Origin of the sequence: Roseovarius ramblicola (assembly GCF_042430665.1) — a bacterium.
In the GTDB taxonomy this organism is placed as follows: Bacteria; Pseudomonadota; Alphaproteobacteria; order Rhodobacterales; family Rhodobacteraceae; genus Roseovarius; species Roseovarius ramblicola.
In genome coordinates this window covers 35,576-50,363 of record NZ_JBHMEC010000019.1, presented here as the reverse complement: position 1 = coordinate 50,363, position 14,788 = coordinate 35,576, and the positions used below count along the sequence as shown (strand labels likewise).

At 61.7% G+C, this 14,788-nt stretch carries 16 protein-coding genes; 13 read left to right on the top strand and 3 right to left on the bottom strand.

Going from position 1 to position 14,788, the window contains the following annotated elements:
- Position 1: 1 nt before the first annotated feature.
- Both ACFFU4_RS14160 and ybgC read right to left on the bottom strand, forming a co-directional pair.
- A complete protein-coding gene (locus tag ACFFU4_RS14160) occupies positions 2 to 655 on the bottom strand; it encodes a hypothetical protein (protein ID WP_377070449.1) in 654 nt (217 codons plus the stop codon).
- Between the two features lie 77 nt (positions 656 to 732).
- Entirely contained in the window at positions 733 to 1,131 is a 399-nt protein-coding gene (gene ybgC, locus ACFFU4_RS14155; protein ID WP_377070448.1) for a tol-pal system-associated acyl-CoA thioesterase, read from the bottom strand.
- 431 nt (positions 1,132 to 1,562) lie between these two features.
- On the opposite strand from ybgC, the gene ACFFU4_RS14150 reads away from it, so the two are divergent.
- From ACFFU4_RS14150 to ACFFU4_RS14110, 9 genes are all read left to right on the top strand, one after another.
- On the top strand, positions 1,563 to 2,798 hold the full coding sequence (locus ACFFU4_RS14150) for a transporter substrate-binding domain-containing protein (RefSeq protein ID WP_377070447.1): 1,236 nt from the start codon (positions 1,563 to 1,565) through the stop codon (positions 2,796 to 2,798).
- A 77-nt stretch (positions 2,799 to 2,875) separates the two neighbouring features.
- Entirely contained in the window at positions 2,876 to 3,745 is an 870-nt protein-coding gene (gene urtB, locus ACFFU4_RS14145) for an urea ABC transporter permease subunit UrtB (protein WP_377070446.1), read from the top strand.
- A 10-nt stretch (positions 3,746 to 3,755) separates the two neighbouring features.
- Positions 3,756 to 4,868, top strand: a complete 1,113-nt coding sequence (gene urtC, locus ACFFU4_RS14140; protein ID WP_377070445.1) for an urea ABC transporter permease subunit UrtC — start codon at positions 3,756 to 3,758, stop codon at positions 4,866 to 4,868.
- Between the two features lie 2 nt (positions 4,869 to 4,870).
- A complete protein-coding gene (locus tag ACFFU4_RS14135) occupies positions 4,871 to 5,599 on the top strand; it encodes an ABC transporter ATP-binding protein (RefSeq protein ID WP_377070444.1) in 729 nt (242 codons plus the stop codon).
- 2 nt (positions 5,600 to 5,601) lie between these two features.
- Positions 5,602 to 6,303: an urea ABC transporter ATP-binding subunit UrtE gene (urtE, locus tag ACFFU4_RS14130; RefSeq protein WP_377070442.1), complete on the top strand. Its 702-nt coding sequence runs from the start codon at positions 5,602 to 5,604 to the stop codon at positions 6,301 to 6,303.
- A gap of 45 nt (positions 6,304 to 6,348) precedes the next feature.
- The gene (locus tag ACFFU4_RS14125; RefSeq protein ID WP_377070440.1) at positions 6,349 to 7,392 is read left to right on the top strand and encodes an aliphatic amidase; all 1,044 of its coding nucleotides are present in this window, start codon (positions 6,349 to 6,351) and stop codon (positions 7,390 to 7,392) included.
- Positions 7,393 to 7,463: 71 nt separating this feature from the next.
- A complete protein-coding gene (locus ACFFU4_RS14120) occupies positions 7,464 to 8,585 on the top strand; it encodes an AAA family ATPase (protein WP_377070439.1) in 1,122 nt (373 codons plus the stop codon).
- 16 nt (positions 8,586 to 8,601) lie between these two features.
- Positions 8,602 to 9,771: a transporter substrate-binding domain-containing protein gene (locus ACFFU4_RS14115; protein WP_377070438.1), complete on the top strand. Its 1,170-nt coding sequence runs from the start codon at positions 8,602 to 8,604 to the stop codon at positions 9,769 to 9,771.
- On the top strand, positions 9,764 to 10,363 hold the full coding sequence (locus ACFFU4_RS14110) for an ANTAR domain-containing response regulator (RefSeq protein WP_377070437.1): 600 nt from the start codon (positions 9,764 to 9,766) through the stop codon (positions 10,361 to 10,363). Before ACFFU4_RS14115 ends, ACFFU4_RS14110 begins: the two co-directional genes overlap by 8 nt.
- 90 nt (positions 10,364 to 10,453) lie before the next feature.
- Here ACFFU4_RS14110 and tldD read toward each other — a convergent pair whose 3' ends face one another.
- Positions 10,454 to 11,875 (bottom strand): metalloprotease TldD, encoded by a 1,422-nt coding sequence (tldD, locus tag ACFFU4_RS14105; RefSeq protein WP_377070436.1) that lies wholly within the window; start codon positions 11,873 to 11,875, stop codon positions 10,454 to 10,456.
- 206 nt (positions 11,876 to 12,081) lie between these two features.
- On the opposite strand from tldD, the gene coxB reads away from it, so the two are divergent.
- From coxB to ACFFU4_RS14085, 4 genes are all read left to right on the top strand, one after another.
- Entirely contained in the window at positions 12,082 to 12,969 is an 888-nt protein-coding gene (gene coxB / locus ACFFU4_RS14100) for a cytochrome c oxidase subunit II (protein WP_377070435.1), read from the top strand.
- Between the two features lie 93 nt (positions 12,970 to 13,062).
- Positions 13,063 to 14,025 (top strand): heme o synthase, encoded by a 963-nt coding sequence (gene cyoE / locus ACFFU4_RS14095; protein WP_377070434.1) that lies wholly within the window; start codon positions 13,063 to 13,065, stop codon positions 14,023 to 14,025.
- Positions 14,022 to 14,186 carry a cytochrome c oxidase system small membrane protein gene (locus ACFFU4_RS14090; RefSeq protein WP_377070433.1) on the top strand — a complete coding sequence of 55 codons (165 nt, stop codon included), beginning with the start codon at positions 14,022 to 14,024 and terminating at the stop codon, positions 14,184 to 14,186. The genes cyoE and ACFFU4_RS14090 overlap by 4 nt, the downstream gene beginning before the upstream one ends.
- Complete coding sequence (locus ACFFU4_RS14085) at positions 14,186 to 14,767, top strand: cytochrome c oxidase assembly protein (RefSeq protein ID WP_377070432.1); 582 nt, start codon at positions 14,186 to 14,188, stop codon at positions 14,765 to 14,767. Before ACFFU4_RS14090 ends, ACFFU4_RS14085 begins: the two co-directional genes overlap by 1 nt.
- Positions 14,768 to 14,788 lie beyond the last annotated feature (21 nt).

Genomic DNA, 14,788 nt, shown 5'->3' with positions numbered 1-14,788 from the left:
GTCACTCGGTGCCGATGGTGACCAGGGTACCGACCGTTGCGAGATTGGACTTTGCCTTGAAGGCGAAGACCCTGACTTGCACTCTCTGCCCGTCCCTGGTCGCGGTCATCGTGCCGTCCTGGATGCGCTGGACGCGACCGGGCGTCAGGCCGCCGAGAGCGCCGCGCGCGAACGCGCCGCCCAGCGTTACCGGCGCATAGGCCGAGACACGATAGCCTGCCTGCTGCAACTGCCGCGTCACTTCGGGTCGCGGCTCGGTCACATATCCGCCATTGGGCCGGGTGCCGGGCTGCGCCATCCCGAAGCGATCCACGCTCGGAAAGCGGCATTCCGTCGGCCCGGCCTCGAGCAGCGTGCCGCCGGTCTCGTATCCGTGCTGCCCCTGCCATCGGCCCTTGTAGACGAGGGTGTCACCCTCGCGCGTCTTGCTGAACGGTGCTGCGGTCAGGCCTGCATCATCGGGGGTGCGCCCGTCGAGCGTGGCGATACAGGCCGCCACGAGCGCGCCCGCCTGCGCGTCGATATCCGTGCCGAGCGTGGACAGGACCGCCTGCCGGTCCTCTTCCTGCAGGCGCCGCGTCTCGACCGATGCTTCATTCGCGCAGCCCGCAACCAACAGCAGCGCTGCGAGCGCCGCCCCGAAACTCTTTACCATTCTCGCTCTCCCGGAGATGATCGTGACTCGTTGGGCAATCGATGCCGCAGGACGCCTATACGGCGGGTCGTTGCGCGTCAAGCCGTCGGGTCATGGCGCTGTCGCAGAATGGCGTCGGGCAGGCGCGTGGGGCGGCCCGAGGCGCTCAGGCAGGCAACCGTCACCACCGCGCGGAACATCTCTTCGCGGCCGTGCCATACCGTCTGCGCCATCACCAGCCGCGCCCCGGTGGCCGCGAGCGTGCGGGTCTCAATCTCCAGCACATCGTCGAGCCGCGCGGGGGCGAGGAAATCGGCCTCTACCCGCCGCACGACGAACACGGTGCCCGCGTCGCGCATGGCGTTCTGATCTATCCCCAGATCGCGCACCCACGCGCTGCGGGCGCGCTCGATGAACTTGAGGAAGTTGGCGTGATAGACGATGCCGCCCATGTCGGTGTCTTCGTAATGGACACGGACGGGGTAGCGATGGGTCATGGCCTGCCTCCTGACTCCTGCATTGTGCGCCGCAGCCTAGACCACGCCACGCCCGAGGTGGAGCCGATTTCTTTGCCGAGAAGCGTGGCAGGGGCGTATGTGCCCGCTTGATGAAACTCCGTCCGCGTTGACGAAGGACGCGGCCTGAATTCGAGGCCCGTACTTGCGGATGGCCCGCTTTCAACCACGACGGCGGGAGTGGTGCCCCGCAAGCCCGACGTCTTCAGAAAACTTCTAAGTAGCTAAAATAAATCCATAAAATATTGTTGCAAAAAAAGCGTTTCTGCATAACGATTATTTCAGGCTCAAATGCGAGTCTGAAAATTAAATGAGCAAAGAGGCTCTTCAACTGCGGTCGTGAACCGCGTTGAGGGGCCTTTTTTTGTTGCCGAATGAAACGGTCGCTCGCATCCAACAGAGGAGAAGTCAGTATGAAACGTCGCGATTTTCTGGGCAGTGTCGGAGCTGTGGGAACAGCCGGCGCGCTGTCGGCTCCGGCCCTGCTTACGACGATTGGCCGCGCAGCAGCGCAGGGCAACGATATTCCAGTGGGCCTGTTGTTCTCGCTGACGGGTGCCGTGGCCGTGGTCGAAAGCACCCTTCACGATGCCGCCCTGATGGCGATCGAGGAAATCAATGCCGCAGGTGGTGTGCATGGTCGCCAACTGCGGCCCATCATCGAGGATCCCGCCTCCGATCCGGCGACCTATGCGGATCGGGCGCGCCGTCTGATGATCCGCGACAAATGCGTGAGTGTCTTCGGCTCCTACACGTCGGCAAGTCGTCAGGCCGTGCTCCCGGTTACAGAGCAGCGCAGCAACCTCTACTGGTATCCGACGCTTTACGAAGGCCGTGAATGCTCGCGCAACGTCATGTATGGCGGTGCCGTGCCGAACCAGCAGCAGGACGAATTGATCCCGTGGGCGATCGAGAACTTCGGGCCGCGCTTCTACATGATCGGTAACAATTACGTTTATCCGAAAGAGGAAAACAACTACTGCAAGACCCTGCTGGCCAAGCACGGCGGTGAAGTGGTCCACGAGGAATATGTGCCGCTGGGGCACTCCGACTTCAGCTCTGTGATCAACCGCATCCGCGCAGAAGAGCCGGATGTGATCTTTGCCACCGTTGTGGGCGACTCGGACGTTGCATTTGCCCGGCAGTACCACGCGGCAGAGCTTGATCCGGCCAGGATGCCGATCGTGAGCCTCACGCGCTCGGAGGTCGAGGTGAAGGCGATCGGCGGCGAGGCCGCGGCCGGCCACTTTTCGTCCGCTCCCTACTTCATGGGCACCCAGACACCGGAAAACGAGCGGTTCGTCGAATCCTACAAGGCACGCTATGGTGCGGACCAGGTCACGCACTTCGTCAGCGAAGCGGCATATTTCCAAGTGTATCAGTTCAAGGCGGCGCTGGAGAAGCTGGACCCGGCGAACATCACACCGGAGGCGATCCGCGATGCCGCCGTGGGCCTGACACTCACCGCGCCGCAGGGCGAGGTGCTGATCGACGAGAACCTCCACACGCATCTGTGGCCCAAGATCGGACAGTGGCAGACGAATGGCCAGGCCGAAGTTCTGGTGCAATCGGAAAAGCGCGTCGCCCCCCTGCCATATGCTGCCTACGAAGGGCAGACATGCACCGGCGAGGGTCTGGTAAGGACCTGACGTCCAACCACAAAATCCGAGAAAACCGGACTGCCCGGCTCTCACACAGGAGCCGGGCCAATTGGAAGGGTGTTTCGATGGACGTCATATTGAACCAGATGTTCGCCGGTCTCAGCATGGCCTCGATCCTGCTGATGATCGCCTTGGGACTGGCCATCATCTATGGCGCGATGGGCGTCATCAATCTTGCACATGGCGAGTTTGTCATGCTCGGGGCATACGCCGCGTGGGCGTTACAGACCTATGCAGGGTTCAGCATAATCGTGGCCCTGCCCTTCGTCTTTGTGGCGGTTGCCGTAGTCGGCTGGATCATCGAGCGGGTCATCGTTCAGCGGCTCTACCACCGTCCGTTGGATACGATCCTTGCGACGTGGGGCATCGGGATCATCCTGCAACAGTTGGTGCGATTGTCCGTCGGGGCCGAGTCACGCTTCGTGAAAGGCCCGGAACTTCTCAGTGGCAACATCGAGATCGGCGGGCTTGTCATGTCGAACTACCGAATATTCGTGATCGTGTTCTCGCTGGCCGTTCTGGCCGCGTCGTGGGCACTCATGACGCGCACCGAATTTGGCATGAAGCTCCGAGCCGTGATTCAGAACCGGCAGATATCCGAATGTTATGGCATAGAAGCGAAGCATATCTATTCGGTCACGTTCGCCTATGGTGCGGGCCTTGCCGGAATTGCCGGCGCATTGATCACCCCCCTTTTCAGCACCATTCCGACAATGGGAACGGGACTTGTCGTCGATGCGTTCCTCGTCGTGATCGTTGGCGGGTTGGGCAGCTTGCTGGGTGCCGCCAGCGCGTCGGTGCTGATCGGCGAGGCGACGGCGCTCTTTTCGATGCTGTTCAACGACACACTGGGCCGGATCGCAGTGCTGGCCGGGATCATCGTTCTGATCAGGTTCCGTCCGCGCGGTCTCTTTCCTTCCAACACGCGCCGCTGAGGAGGACATCATGACGACGAAACTATTCTACGACCTTGTGGCGTTGGTGATATTTGTACTCTTCATCGTGCTGGGAGTGCCGGTACTGATGGGTTTCGACGGGTTCGAGCTCAACACGTTTGCCCGGTATCTGGCGCTTGGCATCGCGTCGCTGGCGCTGGCGCTATCGTGGGGAAGCGCCGGGCTGCTCAATCTCGGTCAGGCGGCGACGTTCGGCATGGGCTCTTATGCCATGGCCATGCACCTCAAGCTCAAGGCGAGTGGCGAGGGGCTGCCCGATTTCATGGGTTGGAACAATGTCCCGGAGCTTCCGCTAATCTGGGTTCCCTTTCATTCGCTCGGCTTCACGCTGCTGGCCGGGCTGCTCGTGCCGGCGTTCGTGGGCGGGCTGATCGCCATGTTCATGTTCCGGGCGCGAATTGCCGGGGTCTTTGTCGCGATCATCACCCTGGCCTTTCTCGTGGCCTTCCAATTGGTCGTGATCGAGGAACAGGGCATCACGGGCGGCCAGAACGGCCTGACAGGGTTGGCTCCGCTCAATCTGCTGGGCTGGCGTGTCGATACCTACGGTGTCGGGTTCTACTATCTGGTCGCAGGCTGTCTGGTCACGGCGATCACGTTCGGGCTCTACCTCACGCACAGCAAGTTCGGGCTGATCCTGCGCGCCATTCGCGAGGATGCGGATCGAACCCGGTTCCTGGGCTACAACGTGGCCAATTACCAGACAGTCATCTTCTGCGTCTCGGCGGCGCTCGCTGGCTGGGCGGGCATGCTTTACACGCTGGTGCTTGAATTCGCGTCTCCGACCTACATGAGCGTCTCTTTCAGCCTGGCCATCGTGATCTGGTGCGCCGTCGGGGGGCGGGACTCCGTCCTGGCCGCGGCGATCGGTGCAATCCTTGTGAATCTCCTCGAAGGGCGCCTGTCGGACATGTTTGTCGAAGGATGGAACCTGATGCTCGGCATCATCTTCGTGTTCGTGGTGATGTTCATGCCGCGGGGTCTGAACGGGCTGGTTGGGGATGCATGGCGGTTCATCGGCGGGTTTCTCCAGAAAGAACGAGCCATTTCGGCCAAGCCGCATTTGCAGCCCGAACCGGTCAAGCCCGGACAGGAGAACTGATCATGTCCCAACTCCAGGTAAACGATTTGCATGTCGATTTTGGCGGGCTAAAGGCAGTTGACGGTCTCAACTTCAGCGTGGGCGAAGGTGAAATTCTCTGTCTTCTTGGTCCGAATGGCGCGGGCAAGTCGACCACACTCGACCTCATCTGCGGCAAGACCCAACCAACCGGCGGCTCGATACGCTTCGAGGGCACCGAAATCTCGCAATTGCTGGAATTCCGGCGCGCGCGTTTGGGTATCGGGCGCAAGTTTCAGGTGCCGTCCGTCTACAAGGAATTGACGGTGGCCGAAAACTTGTCGGTGGCCCGGTCGCGCCGGCCCGGCATGTTGCATGCCCTCACGCGTTTCGCCCTGTCGGACGGGCGCGCCGCGGTCCCGATCCTGGAGCGCATCGGGCTCGAAGCCAAGGCCAATGAGGTGGCAGGCAACCTTTCGCACGGTGAAACACAATGGCTCGAGATTGCCATGCTCATTGCGCAGGACAGCCGCCTGATCCTGATGGACGAGCCCACCGCCGGAATGACCGTCGAGGAAACCGGGCGCACCGCCGAGATTTTCCGGTCTCTCAGCGAGTCGCACACGCTGATCGTCGTCGAGCATGACATGTCGTTCGTCCGCACCGTCGCGGATCGCATCGTCGTCATGAACCGCGGCACGCTTTTGGCCGAGGGCTCGATCGAAGAGATCGAAACCAACGAAGACGTCAAATCAGCGTATCTGGGGCATTGATCATGGAAACCATGCGCGCAAAGGACCTCTACTCCTTCTATGGCAAGAGCCCGGTTATCCAGGGTATCTCCTTCGATCTGGAACCAGGGGAGTTTCTCGCAATTCTGGGCCGTAACGGCGTCGGCAAGACCACGTTGCTGAAATCGATCATGGGTCTCACCCATCGCTGCGACGGCGGGCTCGTGTTCGGAGAGAACGACTTGCTCGGCCTCAGCACGTCGCAACGGGCGCAACTCGGTATTGCCTACATTCCGCAGGGACGCGAGATCATTCCGGACTTCACGGTGCGGGAGAATATCCTGATGGGCACGTTCGCCCGCTCCGACTGCAAGCGTGACATTCCCGAGTATCTCTTCGAGATGTTTCCGATACTCGATGAGTTCATTAGCCGCAAAGGCGGAGACCTGTCGGGAGGACAGCAGCAGCAGCTTGCCATCGCGCGGGCGCTTGCCATGGACCCGAAGATCCTCATCCTCGACGAGCCGACGGAAGGCATCCAGCCCAACATCGTCAAACAGATCGAAGAAGCGATCATTCGACTGAACAAGGAACGCGGTCTCGGCATCATCCTCGTGGAGCAGAACGTCCCGTTCGCGCGCCGCGCCTCCGACCGCTTTCTGGTGCTCGACAAGGGCCGCGTGGTCATGAGCGGGCACAGCATCGATCTCACCGACTCCGTCGTGGAGAAGCACCTGACCTTCTGAGGGTCGGGCAAGCAGCAATGAAGCACCTGAAGGAAAGGACAAGACATGAGACATGGTGACATCTCCAGCAGTGACAACACCGTCGGCGTTGCTGTCGTCAACTACAAGATGCCCCGGATGCATACCAAGGCTGAAGTTCTGGAAAACGCACAGAACATCGCCGACATGGTCGTCGGGATGAAGCAGGGGCTTCCCGGTATGGACCTGGCGGTCTTCCCCGAATACAGCACGCAAGGGATCATGTATGATCCCGACGAGATGATGGAGACGGCGGCCACGATTCCCGGTGAGGAAACCGAGATCTTTGCCGCCGCGTGCCGCAAGGCCAACACCTGGGGGGTCTTTTCGATCACCGGCGAGCGCCACGAGGAGCACCCCAAGAAGACACCCTACAACACGCTCATCCTCATGAACAACAAGGGTGAGATCGTGCAGAAATATCGCAAGGTTCTGCCTTGGAACCCGATCGAGGGCTGGTATCCGGGCAGTGAGACCTTTGTCTGCGAGGGGCCAAAGGGCATCAAGATCAGCCTGATCATCTGCGATGACGGGAACTATCCTGAGATCTGGCGGGATTGCGCCATGAAAGGGGCCGAGCTGATCGTTCGCTGCCAAGGCTACATGTATCCCGCGAAAGAGCAGCAGGTGATCATGGCCAAGGCGATGGCCTGGGCGAACAACAGCTACGTGGCGGTCTCGAATGCCGCGGGCTTCGATGGCGTCTATTCCTACTTCGGGCATTCGGCGATCATCGGCTTCGATGGACGCACGCTTGGCGAGTGCGGCGAAGAGGACATGGGGATTCAATACGCGCAGCTTTCGATCCCCGAGATCCGCGACGCTCGTGCCAACGATCAGTCGCAGAACCATCTCTTCAAGCTGCTTCACCGCGGATATACCGGCGTCCATGCTTCGGGCGACGGGGACAAGGGCGTCGCCGAATGCCCGTTCGAGTTCTACCGCAACTGGGTGAACGACGCGGAAAAGACCCAGAAGCATGTCGAGTCCCTGACCCGCTCGACCATTGGCGTGGCCTGTTGCCCGGTCGGCAGCCTGCCCACTGGCGCGAAGGAAAAAGAAGCGGACTGACCGTGCAGTCCAACACCCGGGAACGGCGCCGCAGTGTGCCGTTCCTCTCCCTTTGAGCCGATGGAGCGACGATGCCGTTTCTGACCGACCGATTGCAGGATACAGCACGCCAGCAGAGGCTTGGTGCCGCCTTGGCGGACGAGAATGCGCGTATGACCGTGGCCGAAAGCATCAAAACGCCCGAGACCGGACTGGTGTCGCGTTTCACATTCGATCTCGGCCTGGTCGAGGCGGAATTGCGGGCCGCCATCATCGGACAGGACGAAAGCATCGAGGAGTTGCTCGATATTCTCAAGGTGGTGCGGGCCGATATCGGGGATCCCCGCAAACCGCTGGCGACGGTTCTGTTCTGTGGCCCGACCGGCGTAGGAAAGACGGAAACCGTGCGAACGCTCGCGCGCGCACTCTATGGTGACGCCGATGCATTCTGTCGCATCGACATGAACACGCTCGCGCAGGAGCATTACGCGGCGGCCCTTACAGGCGCGCCGCCCGGCTATGTCGGCTCCAAGGAAGGCACGACCATTCTCGATCAGGAACAGATCGAAGGGACCCGCAATATGCCGGGGTTAGTGCTGTTCGACGAATTGGAAAAGGCCAGCAACGAGGTCGTCCTGGCGCTGATGAACGTGTTTGACAACGGTTTGCTGACCGTGGCTTCGGGTGAAAAGACATATTCATTCCGGAACGCCCTGGTGTTCATGTCCTCCAATCTCGGGGCACGCGAATTGATGGCTTTGGACGAACACGGCGGAGGGATATTCAGGCGGTTGGGTTCATTCGGTAAAAGCCGGCGGGCGCGGGCGCATGACATCGTCATGAAATGTCTTCTGGACCGGTTCCCACCGGAACTGGTCAACCGGATTGACCATGTCGATACTTTCAACTGGATTTCCCGGGACAAGGTCCCGGCGCTTGTCGATGTCGAGCTGACAAGACTCAACCGACGCCTGCACAAACACGATCTTTCCCTTGGCATCAGCGCAACGCTGAGGGATTTTCTTTCTGCCGAAGGCTATGATAAACGGTTTGGCGCGCGCGGCCTGAGGCGGGCGATCCGCCGACATCTGGAATTTCCCTTGGCAGGCTTTCTCCTGGACGGGCCGGTTCCGTCAGTTGGCAGATCGAAGCAGACGACAACACATATCCGGGCCGACCGCAAAGACGGAACGGTACAGTTTGAATACTCCTGAACAGAGGTGCCATTTAGTGACAAGGAACGAAAGCTGGAAAATCGGATTGCTGTTTTCGACGTCCGGAGTGACCTCGATAATAGAGCAGTCGCAGCTCAATGGGGCATTGCTCGCGATTGACGAGATAAATGCAAGGGGTGGTATTAAAGGGTCGCCTCTCGAGCCGGTGAGCTATGATCCGGGCTCGATCGTGCCGCGTTATGGCGAGTTGGCCGAGCGTCTTATCATCGACGACAAGGTGAACGTCATCTTCGGCTGTTACATGTCGTCCTCGCGCAAGGAGGTTTTGCCCGTGGTCGAGAGGCGCAATGCGCTCTTCCTTTACCCGACCCTGTACGAAGGTTTCGAATACTCCCCGAACGTGATCTACGGCGGTGCATGTCCCAACCAGAACAGCGTGCCGCTTGCGAACTACCTGATGAGCGCCTTCGGCAAGCGCATATTCTTCGTGGGCTCGGACTATATCTACCCCTATGAATCCAATCGCGTCATGCGCAATGTTCTACGGCAAGGCGGCGGCGAGGTGGTTGGCGAACGCTATTTTGATCTGCACACCTGCGCCGATGGCTTCGACGACGTGATCAAGGAGATCATGGAGGCCCGCCCCGATGCGATCTTTTCCACCATCGTCGGACAATCGTGCATCGAGTTCTACCGCTCTTATCACGCGGCTGGCGGTGATGGCCGTGTCTGTCCCATTGCCAGCCTCACGACGAACGAAGGCGAGATCAACGCGATCGGCGCTCGCGCATCGGTGGGCCATATCACCGCTGCGCCCTACTTTCGGTCCATCAGTTCCGTGGCGAATCGCCGCTTCCTGAAAGCCTATGAACGAAAGTTCGGTTCCACTATTGATGTCACAAGCTGTTGCGAAGCGGCTTACAGTCAGGTTCACCTCTTTGCGGCCGCCTTGGAGGAGACAGGAGAAATGGACACCGATTGTTTGCGCGAGGCTTTGCTCGGCGCCTCTTTCGATGCGCCGCAGGGCCAGATCAAGATCGACCCGGACAACAACCACACCTACCTGCAATCGCGTATCGCAACGGTCAATGAGGATGGGGAATTCGTGATTGATCTCAAGGTTCGCCGCGCGATCAAGCCCGATCCTTATCTTGTGTTCCCGGCGATACATGACTGGAGTTTCCACACCCAGAAGGTTTCGGTGAGCGGCGGGCGCCATGCATGATCTGATCCGTGACCTGCGAGATCAGAATGTCCTGCTGATCCATCCACGAGACCGGAGTGCGGATGAGCTTTTGCAACAGGTGAACCGGATCGGGTGCGGGTTTGATCACATGTGGCCTGTGCCACAAAACCTGCCAGACAAGTTCGACATGGTCCTCGTTGACGTGACCGATCAATCGCCGACCAAACTAAAGGGCTTTCTGGAAAAGCGCGACAAGCCGGTGACGATTATTGCGATCATCGGATACGAGAATCCCTCTGTCCTGAATGTCCTTCTCGAAATCGGCGCGCATGCCGTGCTTATGAAACCGGTGCGCGCAGCGGGTGTTCTCAGCAGTATGCTGATGGCCCGACGCTATCAGTCGGAACAGGCACGTTTCGCCAAGGACATGGCGAAGCTTCGGGAAAAACTGGACAACGTGCAAAAGGTCAATGACGCCAAGTTCATTCTGATGAGGCATCGCGGAATTGCCGAGCGTGAGGCGTATGACATCATTCGCAAGCAGGCAATGACGAAGCGAACCACAACAACCGAAATAGCACAGTCAATTATCAATGCGGAAAGTATCCTGAGCAACCTGGGTGATATTTAGAGTATCCGTCTTGATCAGGGCGGATACTGCACCGTCGTGATTTCGCAAGTTCGAGAAACTCGGGGTTGGTTCTCACTTTTGAGCGACGCTTCAGGCGGCAGACCCACCCACCGTCAGCCCGCCGATGAGCACCGAGGGCTGGCCCACACCCACCGGCACCCATTGGCCCTGCTTGCCGCAGGTGCCCATGCCGGGGTCGAGGGTCATGTCGTTGCCGAGGCCGCGGATTTTCTGCAGGGCGGTGGCACCGTCGCCGATCAGGGTGGCGCCCTTCACCGGCGCGCCAATCTTGCCGTTCCTGACGCGGTACGCTTCGGTGCAGGAGAAGACGAACTTGCCGTTGGTGATATCGACCTGCCCGCCGCCGAAGCCGACGGCATAGATGCCGTCCTTCATCCCGGATACCAGATCGCCGGGGCTGGCGTCGCCGCCGAGCATGTAGGTGTTGGTCATGCGCGGCATGGGGGCGTGGGCATAACTTTCGCGGCGGCCGTTGCCGGTGGGGGCCACGCCCATAAGCCGGGCGTTCTGGCGGTCCTGCATGTAACCCACAAGAATGCCGTCCTCGATCAATACGTTGCGGCCCGAGGGCGTGCCCTCGTCGTCGAAGGTGAGCGAGCCGCGCCGGTCGGGGATCGTGCCGTCGTCGAGCACGGTGACGCCGGGGGCCGCGATGCGCTGGCCCATCAGCCCGGCGAAGGCGGAACTGCCCTTGCGGTTGAAATCGCCCTCGAGCCCGTGGCCGATGGCCTCGTGCAGCAGGATGCCGGGCCAGCCAGGGCCAAGCACCACGTCCATCACGCCGGCGGGAGCATCCGCGGCGCGTAGGTTTACCAGCGCGATGCGCAGGGCCTCGCGGGTCTTGGCCTGCCACTCCGCCGGCGCGATCAGCCCGCCCATGCCGAGCCGCCCGCCGCCGCCGGCGCTGCCTTGTTCGCGGCGGCCGTCCTGCTCGACAATGACCGAGACGGTGAGCCGGGTCATCGGCCGCGTGTCGCGCAACTCTTGCCCGTCGGGGCGCAGGATCACCACCTCCTGGCACGAGGCGGCGAGCGAGGCGGTGACCTGCACCACGCGGGGGTCGAGATCGCGGGCGAAGGCGTCGATATCGCGCAGGGTGTCGATCTTGACCGGAAAGCCCGCCCCGGCGATCGGGTCTGCATCGGTGTAGAGCCGGGTATTGGTGGCGGCGGGGCCTGCCGCGAGGGTGCCGCCGCCCGCGCCCACCGCGAGGCGCGCCGTTTCGACCGCGCGGGCGAGCGCGGCCTCGTTCACTTCGGAGGAATGGGCATAGCCCGTGACCTCGCCGCGCACCGCCCGTAGGCCGAACCCTTCGGAAGCGTCGTAGGAGGCAGTGCGCAGCCGTCCGTCATCAAAGCTCAGCGCCTCGGCGCGGCGGCGTTCGAGAAAGATCTCGCCATCGTCGGCGCCACGGGTGGCCGCGTGCAGGGACGCCAGCGCCGCCTCGCGGTCGAGGAGCGTGTCGAAGGGGCGAAACGGGGTGTCACTCATGGGGTGCTGTCCTGCGTGATGGGGCGTCAATCCGGGGGCGCGATTTGATCCAGATCAAAAAAGCGTCCGTTTGCCGCAATGGTCTTTCTTGTCGTCACGGTCAGAATATGGTTTTAGACGTAGTCAAGACAACGGCGTTCCGCCACCGCCCGGCCCGACCGGGCAAGGCCAGAGACAAGAACCGCTTCAACCGACCAGGGTGCACAATGCGACTTACCCCCAGCCTCATGGCCGTCATGGCCGCCTTCTCCGCACTTCCCGCCCGCGCGCAGGACATCGTCGGCGCGCCCAAGTCGGGCCTCACCGGGTTTCAGCCCGCAGCGACCGAGCTTGCCCGCGACCTGCAATGGCTCGACGGGGCGATCAACGTCATCATCATCGCCATCACGCTCCTCGTCACGGCGCTGCTGGCCTATGTGACCGTGCGCTACAACCGGCGCGCCAACCCGACCCCGGCGAAGTTCACCCATCACACGCCGGTCGAGATCGTCTGGACCATCGTACCTATCCTGATCCTCGTCTTCATCGGGGCCAACTCGCTGCCGATCCTGTTCAAGCAGCAGGAAATCCCAGAGGGCGACATCAACATCAAGGTCACCGGCTACCAGTGGTACTGGGGCTATGAATATACCGATCACGAATTCGGTTTCGACAGCTACATGATCGGCGCGCCGGCCACCGGCGGCGACAACCGGCTGACACCGGAGGTGGAGACGCAGCTTGTCGAGGCGGGCTACAGCCGCGACGAGTTCCTGCTGGCGACCGACACCGCCGTTGTGGTGCCCGTGGGCAAGACCGTCGTGATGACCGTGACCGGCGCGGACGTGATTCATAGCTGGACCGTCCCTGCCTTCGGCGTGAAGCAGGACGCCGTGCCGGGGCGGCTGGCGCAGCTCTGGTTCACCCCCGAAAAGGAAGGCATCTATTTCGGCCAGTGCTCGGAACTGTGCGGGCAGGCGCATGCCTATATGCCGATCACCGTCAAGGTGGTGAGCGAGGCGGAATATGCCGACTGGCTGGAGGGTGCGATCGATGAATATGCGGGCGACCCGTCGACACTGCCGGATGCCGTGCAGGTCGCCGCAGCCGAGTGAGCCGTTCGGGGTGCGCCATGACGGCGCATCCCGCACCGACACCCCCGAACGCAGGGTGCGCAAGCATGGCGCATCCGCGCCCCGGAGAAGACGATGAGCGACGCGAGCCTTCACCAAGCCAGCACCGCGCAGCCCGGAGAGGGCGGCTTTGGCGATTTCTTCGCGCTGCTGAAGCCGCGGGTGATGACGCTGGTCGTTTTTACCGCGCTGGTGGGACTGTTGGCGGCGCCGGTGGCGCTGCACCCGATCGAGGCGCTGGCAGCGATCCTGTTCATCGCCGTGGGCGGGGGCGCGGCGGGTGCGCTCAACATGTGGTGGGAGGCCGACATCGACGCCATGATGCGGCGCACGCGCAAGCGCCCCATACCGGCGGGGCGGGTGACGCGCGACGAGGCGTTCGCTTTCGGCATCACGCTGGCGGCGATGTCGGTGGTGATGCTGTGGCTTGCTACCAACGCGGTGGCCGCCGTGATCCTCGCCTTCACGATCTTCTTCTATGTCGTCATCTACACCATCGGATTGAAGCGCTGGACGCCGCAGAACATCGTCATTGGCGGCGCCGCCGGGGCGTTTCCGCCAATGATCGGCTGGGCGGCGGCAACCGGTTCGGTGAGCCTGGAATCGGTGCTGATGTTCGCGCTCATCTTCATGTGGACGCCGCCGCATTTCTGGGCGCTGGCGCTGTTCATGCGGGGCGATTACGATCAGGCGGGCGTGCCGATGCTGACCGTCACGCATGGTCGCCGGGCGACGCGGGTGCATATCCTCGTCTATACCGTGCTGCTGGCGGCGCTGGCGGTGGGCGCAGCATTTACGCAGATTGGCGGGCCAGTCTATCTCGCTGTGGCGCTGGTGTTCAACGCGTTGTTTCTGCGCGATGCGGTGGCGATCTGGCGGCGCGACGAGCGCGCGGCGGAGGCCGACGATTACCGCGTCGAGAAGCGCGCGTTCCGGCTGTCGCTATGGTATCTCTTCGCGCATTTCACCGCGATCCTTGCCGAGGCGGCGCTGGCGGGTTTGGGGCTCGGCGGTCCGGGGCCTGGTGTCTGGTCATGAGCTTTCGCGAGGAACACGAACTGCACAAGCGGCGCTTCGGGCGCAACCTGGGGCTGGGGCTGGTGCTGGGCGGGTTCGTTGCGCTGGTCTTTGGCCTGACGGTGGCCAAGGTGACCGATGGCGATTTCAAGGTCCCGACGCAACAGCAGGAGGGCAGATGATGGCGCTCGATGCGAAGACGAAGACCCTCGCGCAGACCATGGGCGTGGTCGTGCTGATGGGCGGGCTGGCCTGGGCGTCGGTCCCGTTCTATGACTGGTTCTGCCGTGTCACCGGCTTTGGCGGGGTGACCGGCGTGTCGGACGTGGCGAGCGCGGATATCCTCGACAAGACGATCAAGGTGCGCTTCGATGCCAGCCGCGAGCGCGGGATGCCGTGGGAGTTCAAGCCCGTCGAGCGCGAGGTCGAGCTTCGCATCGGCGAGACGGGGCTTGCCTTCTACGAGGCTTACAACCCGACCGACCGGGTGGTTGCCGGACGTGCGAATTACAACGTGACGCCCTACGAGGCGGGCGGATTCTTTATCAAGATCGACTGCTTCTGCTTCACCGAGCAGGTGCTGCAACCCGGCGAGCGGGTGCAGATGCCGGTGACCTATTACGTAGATCCCGTGATCGTGGATGACCGCGAGGGTCAGTATGTCCACACGATCACGTTGTCCTACACATTCCACGAGATCGACCTGCCGGAAAACCACGCGGCGCTTGCGCCGGAAAAAACAGACGATACAACGCTGAACTGAGCTTGTGACGAGGGAAGAGAC

Coding starts and splice junctions, on each gene's coding strand:
- ACFFU4_RS14120 (WP_377070439.1), top strand. CDS start 7,464: ATGCCGTTTCTGACCGACCGATTGCAGGATACAGCACGCCAGCAGAGG.
- tldD (WP_377070436.1), bottom strand. CDS start 11,875: ATGAGTGACACCCCGTTTCGCCCCTTCGACACGCTCCTCGACCGCGAG.
- cyoE (WP_377070434.1), top strand. CDS start 13,063: ATGAGCGACGCGAGCCTTCACCAAGCCAGCACCGCGCAGCCCGGAGAG.
- ACFFU4_RS14160 (WP_377070449.1), bottom strand. CDS start 655: ATGGTAAAGAGTTTCGGGGCGGCGCTCGCAGCGCTGCTGTTGGTTGCG.
- ACFFU4_RS14090 (WP_377070433.1), top strand. CDS start 14,022: ATGAGCTTTCGCGAGGAACACGAACTGCACAAGCGGCGCTTCGGGCGC.
- ybgC (WP_377070448.1), bottom strand. CDS start 1,131: ATGACCCATCGCTACCCCGTCCGTGTCCATTACGAAGACACCGACATG.
- ACFFU4_RS14125 (WP_377070440.1), top strand. CDS start 6,349: ATGAGACATGGTGACATCTCCAGCAGTGACAACACCGTCGGCGTTGCT.
- ACFFU4_RS14085 (WP_377070432.1), top strand. CDS start 14,186: ATGGCGCTCGATGCGAAGACGAAGACCCTCGCGCAGACCATGGGCGTG.
- ACFFU4_RS14150 (WP_377070447.1), top strand. CDS start 1,563: ATGAAACGTCGCGATTTTCTGGGCAGTGTCGGAGCTGTGGGAACAGCC.
- ACFFU4_RS14110 (WP_377070437.1), top strand. CDS start 9,764: ATGCATGATCTGATCCGTGACCTGCGAGATCAGAATGTCCTGCTGATC.
- urtB (WP_377070446.1), top strand. CDS start 2,876: ATGGACGTCATATTGAACCAGATGTTCGCCGGTCTCAGCATGGCCTCG.
- urtC (WP_377070445.1), top strand. CDS start 3,756: ATGACGACGAAACTATTCTACGACCTTGTGGCGTTGGTGATATTTGTA.
- urtE (WP_377070442.1), top strand. CDS start 5,602: ATGGAAACCATGCGCGCAAAGGACCTCTACTCCTTCTATGGCAAGAGC.
- ACFFU4_RS14135 (WP_377070444.1), top strand. CDS start 4,871: ATGTCCCAACTCCAGGTAAACGATTTGCATGTCGATTTTGGCGGGCTA.
- coxB (WP_377070435.1), top strand. CDS start 12,082: ATGCGACTTACCCCCAGCCTCATGGCCGTCATGGCCGCCTTCTCCGCA.